The sequence below is a fragment of the Candidatus Palauibacter sp. genome (genome assembly GCF_965216145.1).
Lineage (GTDB): Bacteria > Gemmatimonadota > Gemmatimonadetes > Palauibacterales > Palauibacteraceae > Palauibacter.
In genome coordinates this window covers 1,548,417-1,573,601 of the sequence record NZ_OZ244149.1, presented here as the reverse complement: position 1 = coordinate 1,573,601, position 25,185 = coordinate 1,548,417, and the positions used below count along the sequence as shown (strand labels likewise).

Sequence of the window (25,185 nt, the reverse complement as noted above, 5' to 3'; positions counted from 1 at the left end):
GTTGGCGCTGACTCCGCTCGACTGGATCGTCGTCGGCATCTACGGGGCCATCGTCCTCGCGATCGGGTTCGGGTTCGCGCGACGGGCCAGCGGCAGCATGGAGGACTACTTCATCGCCGGCCGTTCCCTGCCCTGGTGGCTGGCGGGCACCTCGATCGCCGCCACCTGGTTCGCCACCGACGCCCCGCTCGCCACCGCGGCCCTCGTGCGGCGTCAGGGCGTATACGGCAACTGGCTGTGGTGGTACGAGGCGACGGGGATCCTCATGCTCACCTTCTTCTACGCGCGCCTGTGGCGGCGGGCGGGCGTCCTGACCGACGCCGAAGTGATCGAGATCCGCTACGGCGGCGCCCCGGCGCGCGCGCTGCGCTGCTTCTCGGCGGTGTACCAGGGACTGCTCAAGAACGCCGTCGTCATGGGCTGGGTCATGCTGGCCATGGTGAAGTTCAGCCGCGTGCTCCTGGGCTGGGACCCCGCCGTCACGCTGACGGTCTGCGTGGGACTCGCGCTCGCCTACACCGTCGCATCCGGACTGTGGGGGGTCGTGGTCACGGACCTCCTCCAGTTCGTGGCCGGCATGCTGGGGGCGATCACCCTGGCGGGGATCGTACTCACCCGCTTCGGTGGCCCCGTAGCGATGGCGGAGGCCGTCCGCGCCGTCCCGGAGGCGCCGGCGGGTGTGCTCGATCTCGTGCCCACCGCCGCCAACGCGTCCTCGCTCGAGATCGTCTCCTTCCTCTGCCTGATCCTGATCCTCTGGCTGCGGAGCGGGCAGGGCGATGGCTACGTGGCGCAGCGCCTGTTCGCGACGCGAGACGAGGGCCAGGCGGTGAAGGCGTCGCTCTGGTTCGCTTTCGCGGGCACGGTGCTGCTCACCTGGCCGTGGATCGTGGTCGGGCTGGGGTCTCTTCTCGTCTTCCCGCCCGCGGCCATGGACCCGGCGCTGGCCGCCGACCCCGAACTCGCCTATCCGATGATGATCCGCGAACTCATGCCGGCCGGGTTGAGGGGGCTGATGGTCGCCACCTTCCTGGCCGCCTTCATGAGTACGATGGATACGCACCTGTGCTGGGGGGCGTCGTACATGGTGAACGACGTCTACCGCCGTTTCCTGCGCCGGGACCGCTCGGAGCGCCACTACGTCGGGGCGTCGCGGATCGCGGTCGTGCTGCTCGCCGGCGTCGCCGCGGCGGTGGCCTGGCGGATGGACTCGATCCAGAGGGGCTGGATCTACATCATCGAACTCACGGCGGGGGTCGCGCTCGTATGGCTGCTCCGCTGGTACTGGTGGCGCGTGAACGCCTGGGCGGAGATCGCCGCCATGGCGGGTTCGGTGCTCCTGGCCAACGGCCGGCTGCTGCTCGCCGCGGTCGAGCCGGTCCTGCCCGCCTCGGTCATCCGGGCCGCCGACGGCTTCTACGCGCCGGAGATGGACCTCATCCGGGGGGTGATCATCCTGGTCGCATGCACCGCGCTGTGGCTGGGCGTCGTGCTCGCGACGCGGCCCGAGTCGGACGAAGTGCTGGACCGCTTCTACCGTCGCGTGCGCCCGGGCGGCTGGTGGGGCCGGGTGGCCGAACGCACCGGAGTCGTCTCCTCCGACCCGTCGGCCAACCGCATGTGGCCGGGCTTCCTCCTCGGCGCGCTGTTCGTCTATGCCAGCCTTCTCGGGGTGGGGTACGTGCTCACCGGCCGGGCCGGCATCGGCGTGCTCCTTCTCGCGGTGTCGCTCGGGGCCGCCGCGATCACCGTGCGGATCGCGAACGCGACCACCACGCCACCCGCGCCGGGAGGGGCCGCGTGACGGACGCGCTGAAGATCGTCCTCGTCGGGGCGGGCAGCCGCGAGTTCGGACCCGCGTCCATACGGGATCTGCTCCTGAGCGACGCCCTCTGCGACCGCGGCCTCGACATCGTTCTCGTCGACATCGACCCCTCGGAATTGCCCCGGACCCAGGCGTACGCGGAGTCGGTGGCCGAACAGCTCGGGCGCTCCGTCTCGCTGACCGCGACCACGGATCTCGCCGAAGCGCTCCCCGGGGCGCGCGCCGTAGTCATGGCCATCGAAATCCGGCGCTACTTCTACTGGGCGCAGGACTTCCACGTCCCCCGCACCTTCGGCTCCTCGCAGATCTACGGCGAGAACGGGGGCCCGGGCGGCCTCTTCCATGCGCTGCGCAACATGGGCCCTTCTCTGGCTGTCGCGCGGGCGATGGAGACGCACTGCCCCGACGCGTGGCTCGTCAACTACACGAACCCGCTCACGAAACTCTGCGAGGCCCAGAGCCGGCTCTCGTCGGTGCGCATGGTGGGGCTCTGCCACGGCGTGTTCCACGGCACCGCGCAGATGGCCCACCTCCTCGGACTTCCGCCGGAGCGGCTCGAAGCCCGGGCCAGCGGGCTCAACCACTTCTCATGGTTCGAATCCGTCCGGGACCGGGAGACGGGGGACGACCTCTATCCCGAGCTCGAGAGGTGCGAGCGGGAGGCGCACTGGCTCCACGACTGGGACGAGATCGCGCTGAGCCGGATCCTGTTTCGGGTGTTCGGCCGCTACCCGAGTCCGGGAACGAACCATATCGGCGAGTATCTGGGCTGGGCGCAGGAGTTCCTGGGCAGCAGCCTTCTCCAGTTCTTCTACGACCCCGCCGAGGGCACGCCGTGGGAGGCGGGGGAGACGCCCACGTGGATCTACAACCTGGGCGACCACCCCACCGATGTGCCCGCGTTCCCGGCGTCGCCGCTGCACCGCGTGAAGCCGGGGAAGGAGGACGAGGCGGGCGACGGGCTGGTCCCCTCCGGCGAACTCGCGATCCCCCTCCTCGAGGGAGTGCTGTGCGGGATCGACACGCGCCTCGCCGCGGTGAACGTACCGAACGCCGGCTACGTGCCCGGCCTGCCCGATGGCGCCGTGGTCGAGGTCCCGGCTCGCGCCGACGGCAGGGGCGTGCATCCCGCCACCATGGCGCCTCTCCCGGAGGGGATCCTCGGGCTTCTGAGGACACAGACGACGATCAACCGGCTGCTCGTCGACGCTTTCGCGGAGGGGTCCCGCCGGACGCTCCTGCAGGCGCTGCTGCTCGACCCTACGACGCACTCATACCGCGCCGCGGTTCAAACGATCAACGAAATGTTCCGGCTGCAGGGCGACGTTCTGCCCGACATGGAGTGGTAGCGTCTGGTACCGCCGGGGCGAGCCGGGTTGTCGGGGTCGGGCCCTCCTACCAATTGTAAGCGGTCCACGCGGCGCATTCGGAGGCAGGGCAGACGAGTCGGACCCGGAAGGGCGAATCGTCGGACCGCGGCGCGAGGTGTTGCTCTACACACCGCACCATGCGGCTTTGGCACCGGGGGCACTCCGGCTCACCCCCCGGACCGGCGTGCTTGCGATCGTGCCGTTCAAGGGTTTCGCCCGTCTCGAAGTCGAGGAGGGGTCCCGGGGCCGGGGATGACTGCGGCGGCTCGTTCATGGAAGGGAAGGATATTCTGGATCACTACGGAACGGCCAGTGCGGCCGGCGCCGCCGGCGTAACGGGTCTCCCGCTCGACGACCGCATCGACGAACTCAGGGGACAGTTCCCGATCCTCTCGCGGAAGGCCTACCTGAACTCCAACTCGCTCGGCGCACTCTCTCTCCGCTCGATCGAAGAACGGCGGCGCTTCGAAGAAGTCTGGAACGAAATGGGCGCCGGCGCGTGGTATGAGATCTGGGTCGCCAAGCTCGACGAGGTTCGGGCGTCGTTCGGGCGCACGATCGGAACCGGCGCGGACACGATCGCCCTGATGTCGAGCGTCTCTGCCGCCATCGCGGTCGTCTGGGGGGCGGTGGCGGCAAGTGCCCGGGCCACCGGACGGAACAGAGTCGTGCTCACCGAACTCGACTTTCCGACCGTGGGCCACCACTTCCTGTCCCAGCGCGTGAACGGTCTCGAGGTGGAGATCGTTCCGAGTCCGGACGGGATCCACGTCCCGCTCGAATCGATCCGGAACGCTGTCGACGAGCGCACTGCTCTGCTCGCGACGTCGCACGTCTTCTTCACCAGCGGCAACACCCAGGACGCCGCCGAACTCACCCGGATAGCCCACGATGCCGGGTCGTTCATTTTGCTGGACGCATATCAGGCAAATGGACAACTGGAGATAGACGCCCCGGCGCTGGGGGTGGACTTCCTGGTGGGCGGGGCGCTCAAGTGGCTCTGCGGCGGACCCGGCATGGCGTACCTCCATGTGAACCCGGAGGTCCGTATCGACCCGGTCACACTCTCATGGTTCGGTGTTGAGAACCAGTTTTTCTTCGACATCCGGGATGCGACGCCCCGCTCCGACGCGCGTCGCTTCGAGCTGGGGACGCCGGCCACGGGGGTCGCCTACACGGCTGCCGGAGGGTTGTCGGTGGTTCTGGACTGCGGCATCGCGGCGATCGAACGTCGCAACCGAAGGTTGGCGGAAGACCTGAGAGACAGGCTCTCGGACCTGGGCTACGCGCTCCACCAAGCGGCTGATCCCGCCGCCCGGTCTGCCCTCGTCCTCTTCGAGCACCAGGACGCGGCGGCGGCGGTACGCCACCTGGCCGCGCGGGATGTGATCGTCGACCACCGCGGGCCCCTCGTCCGGTTTTCCCCCCATTTCTACAACACAATTGAGGACAACGAGCGCGCCGCGGCGGCGCTGGCCGAGGCGTGACACTCCGTCACGGACGCTTCCAGAACCCTCACGATAAACGGTAAAGCGATCCAGTAAAGCACACGGGCAAAGCGAAAGACAAGACAGGAGGGAGACGGAAAAATGGAAGATCTCACCACCGCAGTCGAGGTGTTCGTTTCGATCAATCTCATCGCCCTGGGGCTGTCGTACATCCTCCAGCCCGAAGCCTGGAAGGAGCTCCTGTCGCGCATTCAGTCCAGGGGCCCGTCGGGCAGTTTCGGTTTCGCCTTTCTCGCGCTGGGGCTGGGGTCGTTCATCGTGGCCTTCCACAACGTGTGGGGCGGGGTCGCGACGATCGTCACGGTTTATGGCTGGGGGGCTCTCGTGAAGGGGGCGCTCTACCTGCTGTTCCCGGGATTCGGCGTGAAGCGCATTGCGATGGCTCTCAGCATGGGTGCGGGGCTGTGGAGGACCGCGGGCGCGCTCGCCATGGTGCTGGGAGTCGTCGTCCTGCGCTACGCCCTCCAGGCCTAGCAGCCCTGCACAGGGAACCTGGCACGCTTTCGGACGCGGCGGTGAGTCCGGCCGATCGGGGAGGCGGTTCGGCGGATCCGGGAGGGTGACCCCGCCGATCGGAGATGCCATGCCTGAGACTCGACATACACGCGGGCAATCCCCGGCGGCCACAGGGCCCGTCTCGGCCGGGGGCGACCGATGTGCCGACAGTCGCGAGCCCGGACCCGGCCGACTTTCGGGTGGAGGTCGCCCTGCAGGGCGTTCTACGGCGACACGGACCTCGGGATCGGTTTCCGAGACCACGCCGGCGCGTCGAAAACCGCCGAATTTCTTTCGTCTTCTGTTCGGCTCAGGGCAGCAAGAAGGAGGGAGTGGCACGGGTGACAGAAGTAGCAACCACTGTCTTCGACTGCGGATCGCGGCGAGCTTCAGGCCAGCGTGGCGTCGGCCGACATCGTGAGGGCTCCGGTGGCGTCCAGCGCCCTCAGACTCACCTCTCGATCCGTCGGATCGCCCTCGATGGTGATCGGGCGGTCGACGAACATAGGGCGGCGGGCGCGGAAGGTCAGCGTGCGCAGCGACCGTCCGGAGCGGCGCGTCGCGAGGTCCGCGAGCAGGAGCGCGGTCAGCGGGCCGTGCACCACGAGATCGGGATACAGTTCCACGCTGCGGGCGTAGTCCCGGTCGTAGTGAATCCGGTGGGCGTTGAAGGTGAGGGCGGAGAAGCGGAACAGCATGGCCGCATCGGGCGTCACCGATTCCGACCACGCCATGTCGCCCTCCGGGCCCGCAACCCGGGGTAGCCTCAGAGGCTCGGTGGGCCGCTCGAGGAAGACGAGATCCTGCTCCTCGATGATCTCCCCGCCGGCCCCCGAGATCCGGTGTTCGACCGTCACCAGCACCAGTGGGCCGCTCCGACCCTCTTTCGGCGTGATCGCCAGAATGGTGGACCGGCGGCGGATCGACTCCCCGATCCGGACGCTTCCCTCGAATCGGAGCCGTCCCCCGGCCCACATGCGACGCGAGAGCGGCAGCGCCGGCAGGAACTCGCCCCGCTTCTGGTGACCGTCGACGTCGAGTCGGCTGCCGGGTGCCAGTTCGCGGCAGTACATCCAGTGGAACAGCGGCGGCAGCGGATCACCTTCGCCGAGCGTCCGCGGGTCCCGGTCCAGCGTCGCCAGCATCGCGCCGGCGAGCACCGCCGAAGCCCGATCCGTCACCTCGTCGGTACGGCCGACCCAGGCGGCCCACTCACTCACGTGCGCTAGAACGACTTGGGGAGACCCAGGACGTGGGTCGCCACGTGGGACAGGATCAGGTTCGTCGAGATCGGCGCGATCTGATACAGCCGCGTCTCCCGGAACTTGCGCTCGATGTCGTATTCGGTGGAGAAGGCGAACCCGCCGTAGGTCTGCATGCACATGTCCGCCGCGGCCCACGAGGCGTCGGACGCGAGGTACTTGGCCATGTTCGCCTCCGCCCCGCACGGCGCCCCCTCGTCGAACAGGGTGGCGGCCCGCTCCACCATGAGGGCGGCGGCCTCCGTCTTCATGTGGGTCTCCGCGATGGGGAACTGGATCCCCTGGTTCTGTCCGATGGGACGCCCGAACACCTCGCGCCCCTTCGCGTATGCCGCGGCGTGCTCGACGAAGAAGCGCGCGTCTCCCACGCACTCGGCCGCGATGAGCACGCGCTCCGCGTTGAGTCCGTCGAGGATGTAGCGGAAGCCCTTCCCCTCCTCCCCCACCAGGTTCGCGGACGGCACGCGGAGGCCGTCGAAGAAGACCTCGGTCGTGGAATGGTTGATCATCGTCTCGATGGGACGGATGGTGACGGCCGACCCGACCTCGTCCCTCAGATCGACGAGGAAGACGGACATCCCCGCCGTCGGCTTCGCGCTCGCCTCCCGAGCCGCCGTGCGCGCGAGCAGGAGCATGAGATCGGAGTGCTCGGAGCGGGAGATCCACGTCTTCTGGCCGTGGATCACGTATTCATCTCCGTCGCGGGTGGCCGTGGTCCGGATCCGCGTCGTGTCCGTACCGCAGGTCGGCTCGCTCACGCCGAACGCCTGCAGGCGCAGCTCTCCGGCCGCGATCCGGGGCAGGTATCGCCGCTTCTGCGCATCGCTCCCATGCCGGAGCAGCGTGCCCATGATGTACATCTGGGCGTGGCAGGCCGCCCCGTTGCACCCCGCGCGCTGGATCGTCTCGAGGATGACGCTCGCCGCCTTGAGGTCGAGTCCGGCGCCCCCGTATTCCTCAGGGATCAGCGCCGCGAGATATCCCGCCTCCGTCAGCGCTTCGATGAACGCCGTCGGATAGGCGCGCTCGCGGTCCCGATCCCGCCAGTATTCGCCCGGAAAGCGCTCGCACAGGCTCCGCACGCCGTCGCGGATCGCCTCGTAGCCATGTTCAGGACCCGCGAACACTGTCTGCCCCTCCGGTTTGCCTGGTCCGGCGTTCAATCGCACGGACGGTACGGTGTGCCGACGGCGACCGCGATGGCTCCCGTCCGAGTCCGGCAGCATATTGCAGCCGAGGCTTTCCGTGGAACTACCGCGCCCCCCGCCCTGCGCGGCGAGGCGCACCCTCGAACCCGGGTCGAGCGCATTGGACGACAACAGGACCGCGGCAGGTGGCGGCGCGCATTGGGGCGAGGAGGTGTTCCGGACGCTCCGCGGCCATGGCATCCGCTTCGTCGCCACCGTGCCGGATGGGGGGCTGCGTCCGTTCCTCGAACGCTGCGAGGCGGACCCGGGCGTCCACCTCATCACGCTCACCACCGAGGAAGAAGGCATCGCCCTCGCCTGCGGCACATGGCTCGGCGGCGAGCTGGCGGTCGTCGCGATGCAGTCGAGCGGCGTCGGCAACATCGTGAACATGCTCGGGCTCCCGAACGTGTGCCGGATCCCGTGTCTTCTCCTCGTCTCCATGCGCGGGGAGGCCGAGGAGCGTAACCGCTGGCAGGTCCCCGTCGGACGTGCGGTGCCCGAGGTGCTCGCCGCGCTCGGCGTAGCGGTGCACCGTCCCGCGACGGCGTCGGACGTGGCGCCGACGTTCGCGAAGGCCGTGGCCGAGGTCCTCGACGCGGCACGACGCGGCGCCGGAGGCGCGGCCGCCGTGCTCGTCAGTCAGCGAATCATCGGGGCCAAGTCGTTCGTGGACGGGACGCCACCGATCCCCGAGTCGGGAGCATGAAGCCGGGGTCGGGACTCGATCGTCGGGGGCTGGTCGCCGCGGTTCTGCGCCACCGCGGCGACGCCGCCGTGATCGCCGGGCTCGGTTCGCCGGCGTGGGATTGCCACGCGGCCGGCGATTCGCCGCTCAACTTCTACTTCTGGGGCGCGATGGGGGGCGCAAGCATGCTCGGACTCGGCGTGGCGCTCACCCGGCCTCGGCGACGCGTGCTGGTCATCACGGGGGATGCGGAGTTGTTGATGGGTATTGGGAGTCTCGCCACGATCGCCGCCCAGGCGCCGGCCAACCTCTCCATCCTCGTCCTCGACAACGAAGCCTTCGGAGAGACGGGGCGTCAGGCGGGGCTGACCGGGAAGAGTACGGATATCGCCGCGATGGCACGCGGGGCCGGGATCCGGACCGCCTTCACCGTCGTCAGGGACGGAGCGCAGGGATCGGCCGTGGCGACGGCATCCAACGTGCTGGCGCCCGCCCTCTTCGAGTTGCCGGGGCCGGTGGTGTGCGTCGCCAAGGTCGACCTCACCACCGAGCCGAGCTCGTTCCCGCCCCGGGAAGGTCCCCTCCTCCGCGACCGTTTCCGGGCCGCCCTCAGCTCAGGAGGTCCGACGGATCGTAGCCGGCTCCGCGGATGATGCGCTCCACCGCCTCGCCGATCTTCGAGTTCGGCGTCGAGGCGCCCGCCGTGATCCCGATCGCCACGTCCGCCGGCGGCAGCCAGGCCTTCTCGATCAGGATCTCGTCGCCGCCGATCTTCTTGTGGCTGATCCGCCCTCTCACCGTGTCGATGCAGGCGGCGTCCTCGATGTGATACGTCGTCGTATACAGCCCGCAGAGGTGCGCGAGTTGATTGGTGTTCGAGGAATTGTAGCCGCCGATCACGATCATGATGTCGGGCGGAGCCCGCATCATCTCCTTCACCGCGTCCTGACGCTTCTGCGTGGCGGAACAGATGGTGTCGAAGCTGCGGAACCGCTCGGGCACTTCCTCCGGACCCCATCGGTCCTGGATCGCTACGCCGAGCCGGGCCGCGATGTCCAGCGACTCGGAGGCCAGCATCGTCGTCTGGTTGGCGACCCCGATCCGTTCCAAGTGGCGATCCGGGTCGAAACCCTCGGACATGGACGGTTCGAACAACTCCATGAAGGCCGCTCGCTCACCCTCTCCCCGGATGTACGAACACACCTCTTCCGCCTGCGCCATGTCCCGCACGATGAGGAACTTCCCGCCTGCGTACTTCAGCACCTGCGAACTCGTCGCGCGCGTCTCCTCGTGCCAGTGCTTGCCGTGGATGACCGAAGTAAGGCCGTCGCGGGCGTACCCCTCCACCCGCTTCCAGACGTTGAGCACCGAACCACACGTCGTATCCACGAGAACGCAGTCGAGCGCCCGCAGCGCCTCGAAGTCGTGCAGCGTGACGCCGAACGCCGGGATGATCACCACGTCGTCGGGAGTCACGCCACTGAAGTCGAATTCGCCGGCCTCCGAGGGATACAGAAACTCGATCTCCATCTCCTGGAGACGGCTGTTCACGTGCGGGTTGTGGATGATCTCACCCACGAGGAAGACCCGCCGGTCGGGGAACTTGCGGCGGGTTTCGTACGCATAGTCCACCGCGCGGTCGACGCCGTAGCAGAATCCGGAACTCCTCGCGAAACGGAGCTGAAGCCGGTCGATGCGAAGCTCGTAGTCCCGCTCGCGAATGAGGGCGACGATGGCGCTCCCATACTCGAAGTCGATCACCGGCTGGATCTCCTTCTTGAGGCCCAGCCCCCGCCGGAAGTAGCGTTGCTCTCCGGTCGATGCCTTGCGACCAGCCGGCCCCAGCGCCTGTTTCGTCATGGACAGCAAGATGGACCGTCTCGCGTGGCGACGCCACAAGCGGCCCCGGACCCTGCCGCTCTTGACGCGGGGGTGCCGCTTCGGCAGTCGTCCGGCGGGGCGGATGCGCCAAACAGGCAGGGCTTGCGGCGGGATTCCCGGCTCCGGCGGGTCCGGAACGTGCATCTGCAGACGGGACCCGCCTTCGGACGGAACGGGTCGGCGTCTTTGGAGTTCCATATTTCGATGGTCCGGCAGGTCCGGCAAATGCAGCGCGCCTCCGGGCGCGCGAGGCGAAATAGAGACTACGCGAGTATGAGCGAACAGAACGGACGCAGCGAGGGAACGGACGCACCCGCCCCGGCGGAGGGTGTCGTCACGCTCGAACCGGAGGAGACGGCCGGCGGCAGTCCCGAGGCGCAGGTCGCCAAGCATTTGCGACTGCCGGTTCTGCCGCTCCGCGGCACGGTCGTATTCCCCGCCGTCGCGGCGCCGATCGCCGCCGGCCGTGACAAGACGATCAAGGCGATCGACGAGGCGATCGCGGGCGACAAGCTCCTCTTCGCCGCCGCCCAGCTCGACGCCACTGTCGAGAAGCCCGATCCCGATGAGCTGTATCGCATCGGCACGGTGTGCCGCATCGCCCAGATGCAGAAGGTGCCGGGCGGCGTACAGATGGTCATTCAGGGCGACACGCGCGCCGCCGCGCTCGAGTACGTGGAGCGTGACGGATACCTGGAGGTCGTCGCGCGCGAGATGGACGACATGGATCCGCTCGACGCGGAGGAGCGGGCCTTCGCGGCGCTCTACAAGGAAGTACATGAGCGCGCCGCCGAGGTCAGCCGTCTCCGGGGGGTACCGAAGGAGATCGTCGACCACCTGCTCGGCGGCGTGTCGACGCCCGGAGAACTGGCCGATCTCGTCGCCTTCTACACAGAACTCGAGGTGGAGCAGAAGCAGGAACTCCTCGAGACCCTCTCCGTTGAAGCGCGACTGAGGTCGCTCCTCGTCCACCTGCAGAAGCAGATCGGGCTGCTCGAGGCGCAGGAGGAGATCCGCGAGCAGGTGCAGGAGGAGTTGGGGGAACGGCAGCGCGAGATTTTCCTGCGGGAGCAGATGAAGGCGATCCAGAAGGAACTGGGCGAGGACATCGACTCCCAGGAGGCGAACGACCTCCGAGAACGCATCGCGGCCCTCGAGTTGCCCGCCGAGGCGCGCCAGGAGGTCGACCGCGAGCTCCGCCGTCTGGAGCGCCTCCCGCGCGAATCCGCCGAAGCCCAGGTCGTGCGGACGTATCTGGAGATCGTCGCCGACCTTCCCTGGTCGGAGACGACCGAGGAGCAACTCGACATCGCGCACGCCGAGGAGATCCTCGAGCGAGATCACTACGGGCTTCGCGATGTGAAGGAGCGGGTCCTGGATTTCCTGGCGGTGCGGAAGCTACAGGGCCAGCTGCCCCCCCCCGAAGCGCCCGCAGCGGACGCCGAAGCGGAGGATGGCGAGGACGCCGCGGCATCCGGCGCCGGCGCCGATGGCCCCGCGGAGGACGCGGAAAGAACCGACGCGGAAGAGACCGACGCGGAAGAGACCGACGCGGAAGAGACCGGCGCAGGAGCGACGGAGGCAGGAGCGACGGAGGCGGAAGAAATCCGGGGATATGAGGACGACCGTGCGGGGGAGACGCTGCTCTTCGTCGGACCGCCGGGCGTGGGCAAGACGTCCATCGCCCGTTCCATCGCCGATGCGATGGGCCGCAAGTACGTCCGTGTGTCGCTCGGTGGCGCACGGGACGAGGCCGATATCCGGGGACACCGGCGGACGTACGTGGGCGCCATGGCGGGCCGCATCATCGAGGGGCTCAAGCGGGCGGGGACGAAGAACCCCGTCTTCCTGCTCGACGAGATCGACAAGCTCGGCGTCTCGTTCCAGGGCGACCCGTCGGCCGCCCTCATGGAGGTCCTCGATCCGGCGCAAAACGCCGCCTTCGCGGATCACTACCTCGGCGTGCCGTTCGACCTTTCGGAGGTCCTGTTCATCGCGACGGCGAACCTCTTCCAGCAGATCCCCGGGCCGCTGCGCGACCGGATGGAGGCGATCGAGTTCCGAGGCTACACGGAAGCCGAGAAGCTCGAGATCGCCAAGCGCTTCCTCCTCCCGCGGCAGAAGCGGCGCAACGGCCTGCTGCCGGAGCAGCTGGAGGTGGAAGACGACGCCGTCCGAACGATCATCACGCGCTACACGCACGAAGCCGGGGTCCGCAACCTGGAGCGGGAACTCGGCTCCGTGTGCCGGAAGTCGGCGCGCAGGATCGCGACCGGAGCGTCGGAGGTGGCCATCGACGCGGACGACCTGCGGGAGCTGCTCGGGCAGCCGAAGGTGTATGCCCAGAAGAAGATGGACGGCGATGCGGTCGGCGTGGCGACCGGGATGTTCTACACCCCCGTGGGGGGCGACATCATGCTCGTGGAGACGAGGGTCCTGAAGGGCAAGGAGGGGCTCCTCCTGACCGGACAGCTCGGCGATGTCATGAAGGAGAGCGCCCAGGCGGCGCTCACCTTCGCGCGCAGCCATGCCGGCGACCTGCGGTTGAGCAAGGAACGCCTGCGGGACCACGAGATCCACATCCACGTTCCCGCCGGCGCGATCCCCAAGGAGGGGCCGTCCGCCGGAATCGCCATGGCGGTGGCGCTCGTGAGCGCCCTGGGCGACCACCCGGTGCGCCACGACGTCGCCATGACCGGCGAGATCACCCTCGCCGGACGCGTGCTCCCGATCGGGGGCGTGAAGGAAAAGGTGCTCGGCGCCGCCCGCGCCGGGATCAACGAGATCATCCTCCCCGCGGTCAACGAGGGCGACCTCGAGGACCTCCCGGACCAGGTGTGCGACCAGATCGAGTTTCGCCTCGTCGAGACGCTTGACGAGGCGCTCGCCGTGGCGCTTGCCAACGGGTCGTTGGAGGCGGGGGCGCTCGCCTTCTCGGAGGATGGCCGCGACGGCTGAAGCTGACGACCGAAACGCCTCAGGCTGGCGGCGGCGCTTCCGGCAGGGCGAGGTAGCTGAGCAGGTCCTCAAACGCGTCGAGCATGATGTGCGGTCGCTCGATGGCCAGTTCGCGCTCCGAGAACGGACCCCACAGCGCGGCGACCGTCGTGACGCCGGCCGCGTGCCCGGCGCGCATGTCCCACACCGAGTCGCCCACGTAGGCCGCGGTCTCCGGCGACGCGTCCAGCCGCTCGAGCGCCAGGCGAACCGGGGCCGGATCGGGCTTGTGCGGTACGGGCTCATCCGACGTCACGATCACGTCGAACAGGGACTCGTCGAGCGCGCAGGCCGCCAGACTCCGGGCCGTTCCGGCGCTCGCCTTGCTGGTCACGACCCCGATGCGGACCCCGCGCGTTCGCAACTCGACGAGCGTCTCGGAGACGCGCGGGAAGGAACGGATCAGGCGCTCGTGTTCCCGAAAGTTGTGCTCCAGATAGGTCTCGACCATGGCCTGCACTTCCTCGGCGGTGTCGACCAGGTATCCGAACTGGGCCCGCAACGGCTGACCCAGCGTGCGCAGCCACACGTCTTCGGGAGGGGGCTCCTCGAAGTGGGCGTCCATCGTGTGCCGCCACGATTCGAGGATGAGGTCGGCCGAGTCGACCAGCGTGCCATCGAGGTCGAAGAGGATCGTGCACAGGGGGCCGTGGTTCGACATGGCAGCGAGGGTGCTCTCCGGCGGGCGTAGCGTCAAGCCCTCGTGACCCCGATTATCGGGCCATGGACGAGACCAGGGAGATCCGGCGGATCGCGATCAACACCGGTGGAGGAGACGCGCCGGGGCTCAACGCGGTCATCCGCGCCATCGTGCTGAGCGCGGTCAACCGCGGCTGGGAGGTCGTAGGGATCGAGCACGGGTATGGCGGACTGTTGCCGGACGACACAGGCGAAGTGATTCCGCTCGGTGGCGACGCCGTGCGCGGGATCACGCACCGGGGCGGGACGATTCTGGGGACGACGAACCGATCCAACCCGTTCGCGTGGCCGGCACGGTTGCCGGACGGCACGATCGAGGAACGAGACCGGTCGGGCGAGATCATCGAGAGCGCGCGCCGGCATGGGATCGACGCGCTGATCGCCATCGGGGGCGACGGCAGCCTTCACATCGCGCTCAAGCTCTTCGAACGGGGGCTTCCCGTGGTCGGCGTCCCGAAGACGATCGACAACGACCTCCACGGGACGAGCCTGACGTTCGGCTTCCTGACCGCCGTTGAGACGGCCACCGATGCGATCGGCAAACTCCATTCGACGGCGGAGAGCCATCGCCGGGTCATGGTCGTGGAGATGATGGGACGGCATGCCGGGTGGATCGCGCTCTACAGCGGACTGGCTGGCACGGCTGACGTGATCCTCATCCCGGAGATCCCCTACCAGATCGAGAAAGTCTGCGACAAGATCCGGCAGCGGGACGCCGCGGGACGTGACTTCAGCATCGTCTGCGTCGCCGAGGGCGCCATGCCGGTCGACGGCGCGGCGATGCTCAAGACCGTGCATGGCGGCACCGGCGATCAGACTCGGCTCGGCGGCCTGGGCGACCTGGTCGCGCGAGAGATCTCGAGCCGGACGGGGAAGGAGACGCGGTCGATCGTGCTCGGCCACCTGCAGCGCGGCGGCGCGCCGATCTCCTACGACCGCGTCATGTCGCTGCGCTTCGGCGCCGCCGCGGTTCGTTGCGTGGCCCGCGGCGAGTTCGGGACCATGGTCGGGCTCGACCCGCCCACGGTGAAGGCGATCCCGCTCGCGGAGGCACTCGCCAACCACAAGTCGGTGCCTGTCGACGGAGATATCGTGGCCACCGCGCGGGACCTCGGGGTCAGCTTCGGCGACTGACCCCGGGTCCGGCGGCTGAGGACAGCCTCGGCCGTGACGCTAGCCGGTGGCGGCGGCGTGGCGGGCGGCCACGTCGGCCCAGTCCACCACGTCCCAGAAGGCCGCGAGATAGTCCGGCCGACGGTTCTGGTAGTTCAGGTAGTACGCGTGCTCCCAGACATCGACGCCGAGAATCGGCGTATCGCCCTGCATCAGCGGACTGTCCTGGTTCGCGGTGGAATACACGCTGAGAGCCCCCCCGCCGCCGACCACGAGCCACGCCCAACCGCTGCCGAAGCGGGTGGCTCCCGCCTTCTGGAACGTCGCCTTGAAGTCATCGAAGGAACCGCACGCGGCGTCGATGGCGGCGGCAAGGCCGCCTGACGGACTCCCGCCGCCGTTCGCGGACATCGAGGTCCAGAACATCGAGTGGTTCGCGTGGCCGCCGCCGTGGTTCCGCACGGCCCCGCGGATGGCTTCGGGCACGTTGTCGATGCCGCGGAGCAGATCCTCGACCGAAAGGCTCGCGAGGTCGTCGTGACCGTCGAGCGCGGCGTTGAGCATGTTCACGTACACCTGATGATGCTTGCCGTGATGGATCTCCATCGTGCGCGCGTCGATCGTCGGCTCAAGCGCGTCGTGGGCGTACGGCAGATCGGGCAAGGCGTGCATCCTACCTCCTCGGAATCAGAGCCCCCGGACGGGGGCGGTCGCGACGAATGTCGGGTGTTCAGACGGCTTCGCCAAGGTATGCGAGGGGTGGGGAGCGTGACCAGCCGTGCCCCGATGAGGCGCGGGGCGTGACCTCACTCGCGGCCGTCTCGTCTTCCCCGTGTCCAATCGCAGCAGACCGGGAGACGTTCGAGACGGGCGGAACGAGACATGGAATCGCATGGACGGTCACGTGAACGGCGGAATCCTGAATGGTCCGCAGGGAGACGGGTCGCGCGCGCCGTGAGGTGTCGGGCCTTCGCGGCGGGGCTGCTCGCTCTGCTGGCGGCGGCGTGCGCGGACAACCGGGGCGTCATCGGCCCCGCGCCGCCTCTCGACATCCCGTTCGATCCTCGGGCGACGGCGAACTCGATCTACTCGCTGCGCTTCGCGGCGGACAACGCGATCGTCGTGCAGGTGCGGACGATCTCGGAGGCCCTCGGCCTCTCCGACCCGGCGGCGACCCGGGTCGCGCATTCCCGGGCGCGGGGCACGAAGAGCCGGCTGAGGCTGTTGCGCACTCTCGCGCCGGGATCGCTCGAGCGCGCCGTGACGAACGTCGCTGCGGCGCGTGCGCGAGGCGCGAAAGTCCCGCTCTTCCCGATCAACTATCTCGGCAAGGAGTTCATCTTCGACGCCGGAATCGACGCCTACGTCGAGGTCGGGGAGGGCGGTCCGGAGAACGGCGTCCGTTTCGAGCTCTACGTGGTGGATCTGTCGTCCGGATTGCCGGCGCTCCCGCTGCGACCATTCGGGTTCGTGGATCTCACGGACGAGAGCGACGCGGTGTCCACGCGGCTGCGGGTTCAGGCCTTCGACACGAGCGGCGGGCGCGCCGCGCGGGTCGCCGACTACCTGGTGGATGGCGCGTTCGCGACGGGGCGGCGCGGCGTCTCCGTGAGCCTGTTGTCGGAGGGGTTCGTGGAGGACGAGAACGGTCGCTTCGACTTCGAACTCGAGGAGTTACTGGAGTCGGACGACGCGGCGGGCGTCACCCGGGTCACGTCGCAGCACCGGGTGCTCTCCGCCGAAGACACGGACGTGCGGCTGAGCGTCGAGGGAGACCTGACGTTCGACGGATCGCATGCGGATCTCGGCTTTCGCATGGATATCGATGGTGCGGCGGGGCTGACGCTCGTGGACCTGAGGGTGGTCGACGGGTCGCAGGACGGCGAGATCCGGCATGGCCGCCGCCGGGAAGCACGGGTGGAAGGGACCGTGGACGCGCCCGTCTTCGTCGATCTTGCGGGGCGGGGGTTCACGAGCTCCGAACTCGCCGCCCTCGACGAGATCCTGTTCGGCATCGACGATGTCCTCGTGTTCGCCGGCGAGGCCTACGTCCCCCTGGCCGACCTCTTCGCCTACTGAACCGGCCGCCTTCGGTCAGGCGGCGGCGATCTCGTTGAGGGCGCGGCGCACGAGGACGGGGACCATGGCGCGCCGCCACTCCAGGTCGACGGTAATGTTCGTGAGCGGGTGACACTGGCGGAACGCCTGCTCGGCCACGGCTTCGATCACGCCCGGGCCGAGGCGGTTCCCCATCGCGGCCTCTTCGACCTTGCCCACATGGCGCGGATACGCGCCCATCGCCGAGACCACGAGGCGGAAGTCGGACACGCGCCCCTCGTCATCGCGCCCGACACGAACGGCGAGATTCGCGAGCGGGAAGTCGATCGCCTGGCGCGGACGAAGCTTCTGGAAGGCGATCCGCGTTCCGTCGGGCGGCCGCGGGATTCGGATCGCGACGAGGAGTTCGCTCCGGCCGATCGAACGGTTCCAGATCCCGTCCGACGTGAAGAACCTGCGGATCGGCACCTCGCGCTTCCCGTCCGGACCGGCCACTTCGAGTACGGCGTCGAGCACGGAGAGGACGGGCGGGGTATCCGCGGAGTGTGCCGCGACGCAGCGCGTGCCCCCCTTCACCACGTGACAGACATCGCCGTCCTTCTTCAGGCAGTAGCCGAGCGCCTTCCGCCAGAACTTCGTCTGGTTGTAGTACGCGCAGCGGGTATCGAGACAGACGTTGCCGCCGATCGTGCCGACACGCCGGAGTTGCGGGCCCGAGACGAGTTCCGCGGCCCGCGCCAGACTCGGGACGGCAGTGAGGATTTCGGGATGCGTCGCGACGGACGTCAGCGTTTCGGCCGCCCCGATGCGGATCTCCGCGGGCGAGGAGGTGATGCCGCGCATCTCCCTTACCCGGCTGAGGGCGACGAGGTGGCCCGGGGTGAAGAGACCGTGCTTCATGTTGGGCACGAGGTCGGTGCCTCCGGCGATGGGCATCGCGTCATCGCCGTGGGCGGAGAGCAGCGACAGCGCCTCGTCGAGCGCGGCCGGCATGTGATATTCGTAGGGATGCAGCCTGAGCATGGCAGGCAAGGTATCCTGTGGGCGGGATGGCGCCCAAACGGAGGAGAGGTTGGATCCTGATTCGCTGAGGGACTTTGCGGCGGAACTCGCCGAGGCGTCGGGCCGGGCGATCGCGGGCATGTTCCGGCACCCCGACCTGGCCGTCGAGTCCAAGGAGGACGACTCGCCGGTGACCGTGGCGGACCGTTACGCCGAAGCGCTGCTGCGGGAGCGGATTCTGGATCGCTTCCCCGACCACGGGATCGTAGGAGAGGAACTCGGGACGAAGGATGAGGATGCCGAGTACGTCTGGGTACTCGACCCCATCGACGGGACGATCTCCTTCGTGGCCGGGGTTCCCTTGTTCGGTACGCTCATCGGGCTGTTGCACGAGGGAGAGCCGGTGCTCGGGGTGATCCACCAGCCGATCACGCGTGAACTAGCGATCGGCACGGCATCGGGCACGACCGTCAACGGCGAGGTGGTCCGGGTGCGCGAGGATCGTTCGTTGGCGGAGGCGATGCTCCTCACGACGGATCCGGGTGCGGTCGGCGAACACCAGGATCTGGCCGGTTTCGAGACGCTGTGCTCGCGCGCGGCGCGATATCGGGGCTGGGGGGACTGCTACGGCTACCTTATGGTCGCGTCGGGGCGGGCCGACATCATGCTCGATCCGATCATGCACCCGTGGGACATCGCGGCGCTCGTCCCGGTGGTTCGCGGAGCGGGCGGCGTGATCACCACCTGGGAGGGAGCCGATCCGATCGGGGGGGCCTCGACGGTCGCGGCGGCACCGGGGCTCCATCGGGAAGTGATGGAGATATTGAACGGGACTGGAGCACGATGAAGCGAAGGAAACGATTCACGGCGTCGGGGACGACCGCGCTCGCAGTCGGCCTGGCGGCGTGCGGCGGGCCCGGCTCGATCGTGATCGACAACGCAAACATCATCGACGGCACGGGGGCCGTGTGGCCGAACGGACGGCTCGTCGTGGTCGACGGCCTCGTGACCTGCGTGGGCGCGGAAGCCGACTGCGCGGGGCCTTCGGGCGTGGACATGCTCGACGCCGATGGCTTCTGGGTGGTGCCGGGGCTGATCGACGTCGAGGACGCCCTGGAAGAGCGGAGCGACGAGCAGGCGGCCTACATGGCCTTCCTGCTCGGCGTCACGACGGCGGGCGTACGGGAGGCGCCGCCAGGGCCCGAGGGGGAGCCGCGGCCGCCGGCGGGGAGTGACGATCCGCGCATCCCGGCGCCGCGACTTGCGACCCCGGTCGAGGCCGCGGAGCGTCCGTTCGGCATCTTCGGCGATGCGCTCGCCGCCACCATCCCGCTCGACAGCGGGCCGGCCGCACGCGGGGAGCGAGAGCTCCGGGTGTTCGCGCGGTCGAGGTGGGTTCTGGCCGACCGGGAGGCGCTGTTGGACTCGGCGCGCGCCATGGGCGCCAGGGGTCTCATGTTCGCGCCGCGCCTGCTCGAGCAGGAGCGCTGGGCGGCGCCCTATCGACTCCCGCACGGGATGAACCGCCTCCTCGAACATCCGATGATCACGGAGCGGATTCAGGATCGTCTCCTCCCGGGCCGCGAGCCCGAGGAGGCCGAGCAACTCGGCGCGGCGCTCGAGGTCCTGCGGGCGTTCGTACGCGAGTTCCACGCGGCGGGCGGCTCCGTGTCGACCGCCACGGCCGGGGCGCTCGCGCCCGGGCTCGCCCTGCACGAGGAGATGGACGCGCTCGCCGCGGCCGGGCTGTCGCCGGAGGATGCCCTCTACGCCGCGACGCGAGAGGCGGCCCGGGCCCTGGGTCTCGAGAGGTCGAGGGGGACGCTCGAGGCGGGCAAGCTCGGCGACTTCCTGATCCTCGAGAGCGACCCGCGCGTCGACATCTCGCTCACCCAGACCGTCTCGCGCGTGGGCAAGGGCGGGGTACTGTACGATCCGCCCACGCTCTTCGATGCCCTGCTCGACAACGCGGGGAGCCGCGTGTCGGACAACCCGCTACGGATGCTCGTGGGCGGCGGCGCGTTACTTCTGACGTTGCTCCTCTTCTGGCGCGGAGTGCGGCGGCACCGCCGTTCGCTGGGTCCCCGCCTCAGGCTCTGATTTCGGCCAGCACGGCCGAGTCTCGACGAAGGCCTGCCAGGCCGCCCTCAAACGGGGCTCGGCGGACCGCGCCCACCCGGCCTGCCAGTCGTTGACGAGCGACGCTCCCGCAGCAGCCTCCGGATCGCCCGTGGCCACCTCGCGCGAGACTCTCCGTGCGACCGCCGCATCATTCATGTGACCGAGATCGTCCTGCAGTCCGGAGAGGCGTTTCAGGTAGTCACGGGTCGCCGGACCCGGAAACAGCGTCCGGGAATAGTCGCACGCATAGCGCAGTTTCTTGAGGTCGATCCGCACCCGGTGGCGCTGCGCTTCGGTGAGTCGGCCGAAGTCCCGTGCCGACCTCATCAGGGTTCGGTGCCTCCGGGCAAGCCCGCGCGTCGCCATCGGAGCGAGGGACGCGTCCCGGCCCTTCACGACAAGCCCCCCGGACTCCGCCACGCTCAGCAGGTCCAGCACGAGACAGTTGAACCGAGGGCCGCCGATCAGGCGACCTACGTCCTCATAGGCCGCCGCCCTTCGATTCTCGGCCGCTTCCCGTAGCCGGCTCAGGGAGGCTCCGTCCGGGTTCTCCTCGATGACGGGGGGTAGCGTCTCCAGCAGAAACACGTCGAGGTCGCGCGCGGCGCCCAGCCGCTTGAGCGCCCGCCTCGCCTCCCTGTCCAGCGCCGCCGCGCGGGACCCCAGATGGTCCTTGAAGAAGAGGAGGGCCGAGCGCAGCCGACGCAAGGCAACGCGCAGTTGATGCACACCCTCGGCGTCGGACTTCTCCATGATGGGGGCGAGATTCCCCATCACCTGCACGGAGGTCACCCGGCCCACCCTGGCCAGCGCCCGGTCGATCGTGTCGGACGGGTCGAGGTTCGGCCTCGCGGCCCGCACGGCCGGCGCGAACGTCCCCAGCAGGAGATCCGTGCCTCGGGCTGCCTTCGAGCGTGTACCGATCGCGAGACGTCGGTCACGCACGATCCTGCGGACACCGGCCAGCATGTCGGTCACCGGGCCGCTCAGCAGTTCAAACTCCAGTTCGGCCACGGGCTCGTGCCGGTCCCCGGCCACAATCCGGCCGGTATCCAGCGACGCCTCGACCACAGCGTCGCCGATCCCGATCTCCTTCATCCGGCGTTCGATCTCGGTGAAGAACGTGGGCTCGAGGGCATCGGGATCCGCGAGTCCCAGCGCGGCGCGCGGAGCCTGTCGCGGGAGCAGGTCCAGATCGGGCGGACATCCTTCGTCGAGGGGCGCTTCCATGCGTGAGTTCCACTCGCCGCGGGAGAGCCCGTCGCCGCAATCCTGCTTCAGCGTCAACTCCTGGCGACCGTTCCGGTCGCGCACCCGGAGCGCGAAACCACGACGCCTGAGATGACCCGCCGTTGTGTCGTAGTAGGTGCTCAGCAGCTTCCGGCGGTCGAGGCGGCTCTCGTCGAGGTCGGCGAATGCCGCGGACAACGCGGCCGGACTACCGGTGAGCTTGACCTCGACTTCGATCGCACCAGCCACGCGGACTCCTCAACCGACCGCCGCACACGCCTCCTCGAGGAGGGCGGCCACGCGGCCGAGCGCCTCCTCGAGTTCCGCGGCCGGGTTCCCGAAGCCGACACGCAGGTAGCGGTCCATGCCGAAGTGGTCTCCGGGCACGACGAGAACGCTCTTCTCGGCCCGCAGACGCTCGGCCAGCTCCGTGGAGTTGATGTCGAGGTCATAGCGGACGTAGCAGATCGCCCCGGCGTCCGGCGCCCGGTACGAGAACATGTCTCCGCGCTCGTCCAGCCAGCCGGTGATCGCGGGGAGGTTGGCCCGGATGATCCCGCGGGTCCTCTCCAGCAACCGGGGCCGCATCTCGCGACTCAGTACACGCCGCGCCACCACATCCGACAGCGTGGCCGGCGTGATTGTGGTGTAGTCCTTGTGACCCCATAACTCCTCGTGCAGGTGGGCCGGCGCCACGATCCAGCCGAGCCGCAGCCCCGGCAGCCCGTAGGCCTTCGAGAGGGATTGGGTCACGATCACCCTGTCGTACCGGCCCCAGAAGCTCGGGGTCTCCGCGCCCGCGACTTCCGCTCCGACGTATACCTCATCGGAGAGAATCCACGCCCCGACCGCCTCCGCCGCGGCCACGATCTCGTCCATGGCCGAGGAGGTGAGCACGGCGCCCGTCGGGTTGTTGGGGTTGGTGACGACCACGAGACGCGTCCCCGGAGTGATGGCCTCGGCGGCGCTCCCCGGTTCGGGCTGCCAACCGAGGTCTTCCTCGAGCTTCCACGAGACGACGTTCGCACCCAGCCCGCGCGCCAGGCCCGGCGTCTGGCCATACGTCGGCTCCAGTGCCACGACCCGGTCGCCCGCGGAAAGCAGACTCCAGAGCACCACGTAGTTCGCCTCGGCCCCGCCCATCGTGGCGAGGATGTTGTCCGGATGCGCCCCTTCATAGAGCGCCGTGATCGCGGATTTGAGGGCATCCGACCCGTCGCTCTGGCCGTACTCCAGGCGCACATTGCCGGGGTCCAGGCCGATCAAGTCGAGAAGTTCCGAGAGGGTGGGCGGATGCACGCCGCTCTCCGAGATGTTGTAGTCGACGCGATGCTCGAACGTCGACTGCCACCGCTCCATGGCGAAGGGCGGGACGCGCATGCCTATCTCCTCGGTCGCTTGAACTCGCTCGTCGCGGGCAGGCTTCATCTACCCTTGAACCCACGGCTACGCCACCCTGACGGAACGAGCCGGCGGCGGTCCAATCGGTGGCCACCGCGTCGCGCGGGCATCGGCCTCGGGTTACCATCGCCGGCGCAGGAGCCCCGTTGCCTTCACCCACTTCCAGCCTGGGAGATGCCGGGAGATGACGCCGGACGCGTTGTTCGCGCTGCTCGACTATCACTATTGGGCTCGAGATCGGTTGCTCGATGCGGTGGAGCGAATCACGCTGGAGCAGTTCCGTGAGGATCTGGCGAACAGCTTCCCGTCCATCCGCGACACACTCGTCCACCTCGTATCGGCCGAATGGGCCTGGTGCCAGCGCTGGCAGGGCGAGTCGCCGCGTCAGCCGCTGGGCCTGACGGGGCTGGGGACGCTGGAAGACATCCGCACCCGCTGGATGCGGGAGGAGCGGCGAGTGCGGCGGTTTGTTGGCGGGCTCGGCCCCGACGGTATCAATGGCGTGTTCCGGTACACGCTGCTCGACGGAGCCGCCGGAAGCTCCGTCTACTGGCAGTCTTTGCAGCACGTCGTCAACCATGCCTCGTACCACAGAGGCCAGGTGGTGACGATGTTGCGACAGCTCGGTGCAAAGGCTCCCGAGAGTCAGGATCTGGCCGCGTTCCACCGTCGCTGAGGTAACAGTCTGGTCACGACGGTTTGCCCGACTCCGAAATCGGCCTAGGGTTGCCGCGGACATTACCGTTGTGCGACATCCAGCCACGGTCGGTACCCGGCCGGAACGGCGCTCAGCCAGGGGTTGATGCTCTTGTTCGAGACCATCGCTCTCCTTCTCATTATTGCGCTCGCAACCTTCGATCTCTGGGTCGGGGTGGCGAACGACGCGGTGAACTTCCTGAATTCGGCGTTCGGGTCCCGGGTCGCGCGCCGGCGCGTCATCGTCATCATCGCCGCGGCGGGGATCCTGTTCGGCGCCCTCACGTCGAGCGGCCTCATGGAAGTGGCGCGGCGCGGAGTGTTCGATCCAAGCCACTTCGTCGACGCGCAGGGGGCGATCATCCTGACTTCGATCCTCGCGCTCTACCTGGGCGTGATGGCGGCGGACGTTCTTCTCCTCGACTTCTTCAACACGTTTGGACTTCCCACGAGCACGACGGTGTCGATCGTGTCCGAACTGGTGGGGGCATCGATCGCGGTGGCGTTCTGGACCAACGGCGGAGGCATCGGTGGGGCGCTGGGCGTCATCAACAGCGGGCCGGTGCTCGGCATCTACTCGGCCATCTCCCTCTCCGTCGTCACCGCGTTCGTGGGCGCGGCGGTGGTGATGTTTCTGGTGCGCGTCGTGTACGGGCACGACCTGGGGGCGAGCTTTCCGCGCTGGGGTTGGCTCTGGACGGGAATCGCGTTCGCTGCCATGGCCTACTTCGTGCTGTTCAAGGGACTCCAGGGCGCGGCGATCCTCGACGACGAGACGATGTCGATGCTCCGCGACCGGATCGTTTTGATCCTGGGCGGGGTGTTCGCGCTGGCGGGCGGCCTGGCGGTGGTTTGGCGGCGCCACCCCGCGAAGGTCATCGGGGCGATCGTGCTGACCGGCACGGGAGCGCTGTCGATCGCGTTCGCCGGGAACGACCTCGTGAACTTCATCGGCCCCTCCGTCGCGGCCTTCCAGGCGGTGCTCGTCGAGGGCGTGGACCTCTCCGGCCGCGTGGGCACCCCGCCATGGGCGCTGCTGCTGGCCGGCGCGATCATGGCCACGGCGCTCGCGCAGTCGCGGAAGGCGCGGCGCGTAACGGACACGGAGATTCGGCTCGCGGCGCAGGGCCACACGCGACAGCGCTTCGGGACGAGCCGGCTCGGCTCGACGCTCGTCTCCGCCGGGTACTCCTGTCTGGGGGCGGCGCGGCGCGTGACGCCGGGCGGCATCCGGGCGCGGATCGAGGGCCGTACCGCGCCGCCGCCGCTCGACCCCGCGGCGCCTCCCTACGATCTGCTACGGGCCAGCGTGAACCTGACGGTCGCGGCGCTACTGATCTCGATCGGCACCGCCAACCGGCTGCCGCTGTCGACGACCTACATCACGTTCATGGCCGCGATGGGGGCCTCGCTGGGCGACCGGACCTGGCGCGCCGCGGACGCGGAGCAGCGCGTCACAGGCATCCTGGTCGTGCTGGGCGGCTGGCTCCTCACCGGGCTCATCGCGGCGGCCGGAGCTTTCGTGATGGCCTCGCTGATCGTCCTCACCGGCACGGCCGGGCTACCGATCGTCGCCGTCCTCGTCGCCGTCGGCGTGTGGCGCCTCGGGCGCATCCGCCAGCCGGAACCGGAACACGGCTGACCCGTCAGCT

21 protein-coding genes are annotated in these 25,185 nt (G+C 68.9%); 13 read left to right on the top strand and 8 right to left on the bottom strand.

The window, feature by feature from the left end; genetic code table 11:
* The first annotated feature begins 1 nt into the window (after nt 1).
* From ACOOHF_RS06850 to ACOOHF_RS06835, 4 genes are all read left to right on the top strand, one after another.
* Nucleotides 2–1,804 (top strand): sodium:solute symporter family protein, encoded by a 1,803-nt coding sequence (locus ACOOHF_RS06850; RefSeq protein WP_420463929.1) that lies wholly within the window; start codon nt 2–4, stop codon nt 1,802–1,804.
* Nucleotides 1,801–3,174, top strand: coding sequence for an alpha-galactosidase (locus tag ACOOHF_RS06845; RefSeq protein WP_420463928.1), 1,374 nt, complete (start codon nt 1,801–1,803; stop codon nt 3,172–3,174). Before ACOOHF_RS06850 ends, ACOOHF_RS06845 begins: the two co-directional genes overlap by 4 nt.
* A gap of 293 nt (nt 3,175–3,467) precedes the next feature.
* A complete protein-coding gene (locus tag ACOOHF_RS06840; RefSeq protein WP_420463927.1) occupies nt 3,468–4,682 on the top strand; it encodes an aminotransferase class V-fold PLP-dependent enzyme in 1,215 nt (404 codons plus the stop codon).
* Nucleotides 4,683–4,784: 102 nt separating this feature from the next.
* The gene (locus ACOOHF_RS06835; protein ID WP_420463926.1) at nt 4,785–5,177 is read left to right on the top strand and encodes a hypothetical protein; all 393 of its coding nucleotides are present in this window, start codon (nt 4,785–4,787) and stop codon (nt 5,175–5,177) included.
* Nucleotides 5,178–5,587: 410 nt separating this feature from the next.
* On the opposite strand, the gene ACOOHF_RS06830 is transcribed toward ACOOHF_RS06835, so the two are convergent.
* A complete protein-coding gene (locus ACOOHF_RS06830) occupies nt 5,588–6,418 on the bottom strand; it encodes an FAS1-like dehydratase domain-containing protein (protein ID WP_420463925.1) in 831 nt (276 codons plus the stop codon).
* 5 nt (nt 6,419–6,423) lie between these two features.
* A complete protein-coding gene (locus tag ACOOHF_RS06825; protein ID WP_420463924.1) occupies nt 6,424–7,587 on the bottom strand; it encodes an acyl-CoA dehydrogenase family protein in 1,164 nt (387 codons plus the stop codon).
* 118 nt (nt 7,588–7,705) lie between these two features.
* Here ACOOHF_RS06825 and ACOOHF_RS06820 point away from each other — a divergent pair, with 118 nt between their 5' ends.
* Both ACOOHF_RS06820 and ACOOHF_RS06815 read left to right on the top strand, forming a co-directional pair.
* Nucleotides 7,706–8,356, top strand: a complete 651-nt coding sequence (locus ACOOHF_RS06820) for a thiamine pyrophosphate-binding protein (RefSeq protein ID WP_420463923.1) — start codon at nt 7,706–7,708, stop codon at nt 8,354–8,356.
* On the top strand, nt 8,353–8,988 hold the full coding sequence (locus ACOOHF_RS06815) for a thiamine pyrophosphate-dependent enzyme (protein WP_420463922.1): 636 nt from the start codon (nt 8,353–8,355) through the stop codon (nt 8,986–8,988). Before ACOOHF_RS06820 ends, ACOOHF_RS06815 begins: the two co-directional genes overlap by 4 nt.
* Here ACOOHF_RS06815 and ACOOHF_RS06810 read toward each other — a convergent pair.
* Nucleotides 8,945–10,195 (bottom strand): 4-hydroxy-3-methylbut-2-enyl diphosphate reductase, encoded by a 1,251-nt coding sequence (locus ACOOHF_RS06810; protein ID WP_420464344.1) that lies wholly within the window; start codon nt 10,193–10,195, stop codon nt 8,945–8,947. The two genes, ACOOHF_RS06815 and ACOOHF_RS06810, sit on opposite strands and share 44 nt — an antisense overlap.
* A 294-nt stretch (nt 10,196–10,489) precedes the next feature.
* Between ACOOHF_RS06810 and lon the strand changes: the two genes are divergently transcribed.
* Nucleotides 10,490–13,174: an endopeptidase La gene (lon, locus tag ACOOHF_RS06805; protein WP_420463921.1), complete on the top strand. Its 2,685-nt coding sequence runs from the start codon at nt 10,490–10,492 to the stop codon at nt 13,172–13,174.
* 19 nt (nt 13,175–13,193) lie between these two features.
* Here lon and ACOOHF_RS06800 read toward each other — a convergent pair whose 3' ends face one another.
* Complete coding sequence (locus ACOOHF_RS06800; RefSeq protein ID WP_420463920.1) at nt 13,194–13,874, bottom strand: HAD family hydrolase; 681 nt, start codon at nt 13,872–13,874, stop codon at nt 13,194–13,196.
* Between the two features lie 62 nt (nt 13,875–13,936).
* On the opposite strand from ACOOHF_RS06800, the gene ACOOHF_RS06795 reads away from it, so the two are divergent.
* The gene (locus ACOOHF_RS06795) at nt 13,937–15,046 is read left to right on the top strand and encodes a 6-phosphofructokinase (protein ID WP_419934252.1); all 1,110 of its coding nucleotides are present in this window, start codon (nt 13,937–13,939) and stop codon (nt 15,044–15,046) included.
* Nucleotides 15,047–15,085: 39 nt separating this feature from the next.
* Here the strand turns inward: ACOOHF_RS06795 and ACOOHF_RS06790 are convergent, their stop codons facing one another.
* The gene (locus ACOOHF_RS06790; RefSeq protein ID WP_420463919.1) at nt 15,086–15,697 is read right to left on the bottom strand and encodes a superoxide dismutase; all 612 of its coding nucleotides are present in this window, start codon (nt 15,695–15,697) and stop codon (nt 15,086–15,088) included.
* A gap of 282 nt (nt 15,698–15,979) precedes the next feature.
* On the opposite strand from ACOOHF_RS06790, the gene ACOOHF_RS06785 reads away from it, so the two are divergent.
* Complete coding sequence (locus tag ACOOHF_RS06785; protein WP_420463918.1) at nt 15,980–17,104, top strand: hypothetical protein; 1,125 nt, start codon at nt 15,980–15,982, stop codon at nt 17,102–17,104.
* A gap of 15 nt (nt 17,105–17,119) precedes the next feature.
* On the opposite strand, the gene ACOOHF_RS06780 is transcribed toward ACOOHF_RS06785, so the two are convergent.
* Nucleotides 17,120–18,106, bottom strand: a complete 987-nt coding sequence (locus ACOOHF_RS06780) for an FAD binding domain-containing protein (protein WP_419934249.1) — start codon at nt 18,104–18,106, stop codon at nt 17,120–17,122.
* A gap of 49 nt (nt 18,107–18,155) precedes the next feature.
* Here ACOOHF_RS06780 and hisN point away from each other — a divergent pair, with 49 nt between their 5' ends.
* The gene (hisN, locus tag ACOOHF_RS06775; RefSeq protein WP_419934248.1) at nt 18,156–18,932 is read left to right on the top strand and encodes a histidinol-phosphatase; all 777 of its coding nucleotides are present in this window, start codon (nt 18,156–18,158) and stop codon (nt 18,930–18,932) included.
* A complete protein-coding gene (locus tag ACOOHF_RS06770; RefSeq protein WP_419934247.1) occupies nt 18,929–20,185 on the top strand; it encodes an amidohydrolase family protein in 1,257 nt (418 codons plus the stop codon). The genes hisN and ACOOHF_RS06770 overlap by 4 nt, the downstream gene beginning before the upstream one ends.
* On the opposite strand, the gene ACOOHF_RS06765 is transcribed toward ACOOHF_RS06770, so the two are convergent.
* Together ACOOHF_RS06765 and ACOOHF_RS06760 are read right to left on the bottom strand one after the other, a co-directional pair.
* Entirely contained in the window at nt 20,108–21,685 is a 1,578-nt protein-coding gene (locus tag ACOOHF_RS06765; protein ID WP_420463917.1) for a CHAD domain-containing protein, read from the bottom strand. The genes ACOOHF_RS06770 and ACOOHF_RS06765 overlap by 78 nt on opposite strands.
* Before the next feature lie 9 nt (nt 21,686–21,694).
* On the bottom strand, nt 21,695–22,816 hold the full coding sequence (locus tag ACOOHF_RS06760; protein ID WP_420463916.1) for an aminotransferase class I/II-fold pyridoxal phosphate-dependent enzyme: 1,122 nt from the start codon (nt 22,814–22,816) through the stop codon (nt 21,695–21,697).
* Between the two features lie 205 nt (nt 22,817–23,021).
* Between ACOOHF_RS06760 and ACOOHF_RS06755 the strand changes: the two genes are divergently transcribed.
* Together ACOOHF_RS06755 and ACOOHF_RS06750 are read left to right on the top strand one after the other, a co-directional pair.
* The gene (locus ACOOHF_RS06755) at nt 23,022–23,513 is read left to right on the top strand and encodes a DinB family protein (protein ID WP_420463915.1); all 492 of its coding nucleotides are present in this window, start codon (nt 23,022–23,024) and stop codon (nt 23,511–23,513) included.
* 132 nt (nt 23,514–23,645) lie between these two features.
* Nucleotides 23,646–25,175: an inorganic phosphate transporter gene (locus ACOOHF_RS06750; RefSeq protein WP_419934243.1), complete on the top strand. Its 1,530-nt coding sequence runs from the start codon at nt 23,646–23,648 to the stop codon at nt 25,173–25,175.
* Nucleotides 25,176–25,185 lie beyond the last annotated feature (10 nt).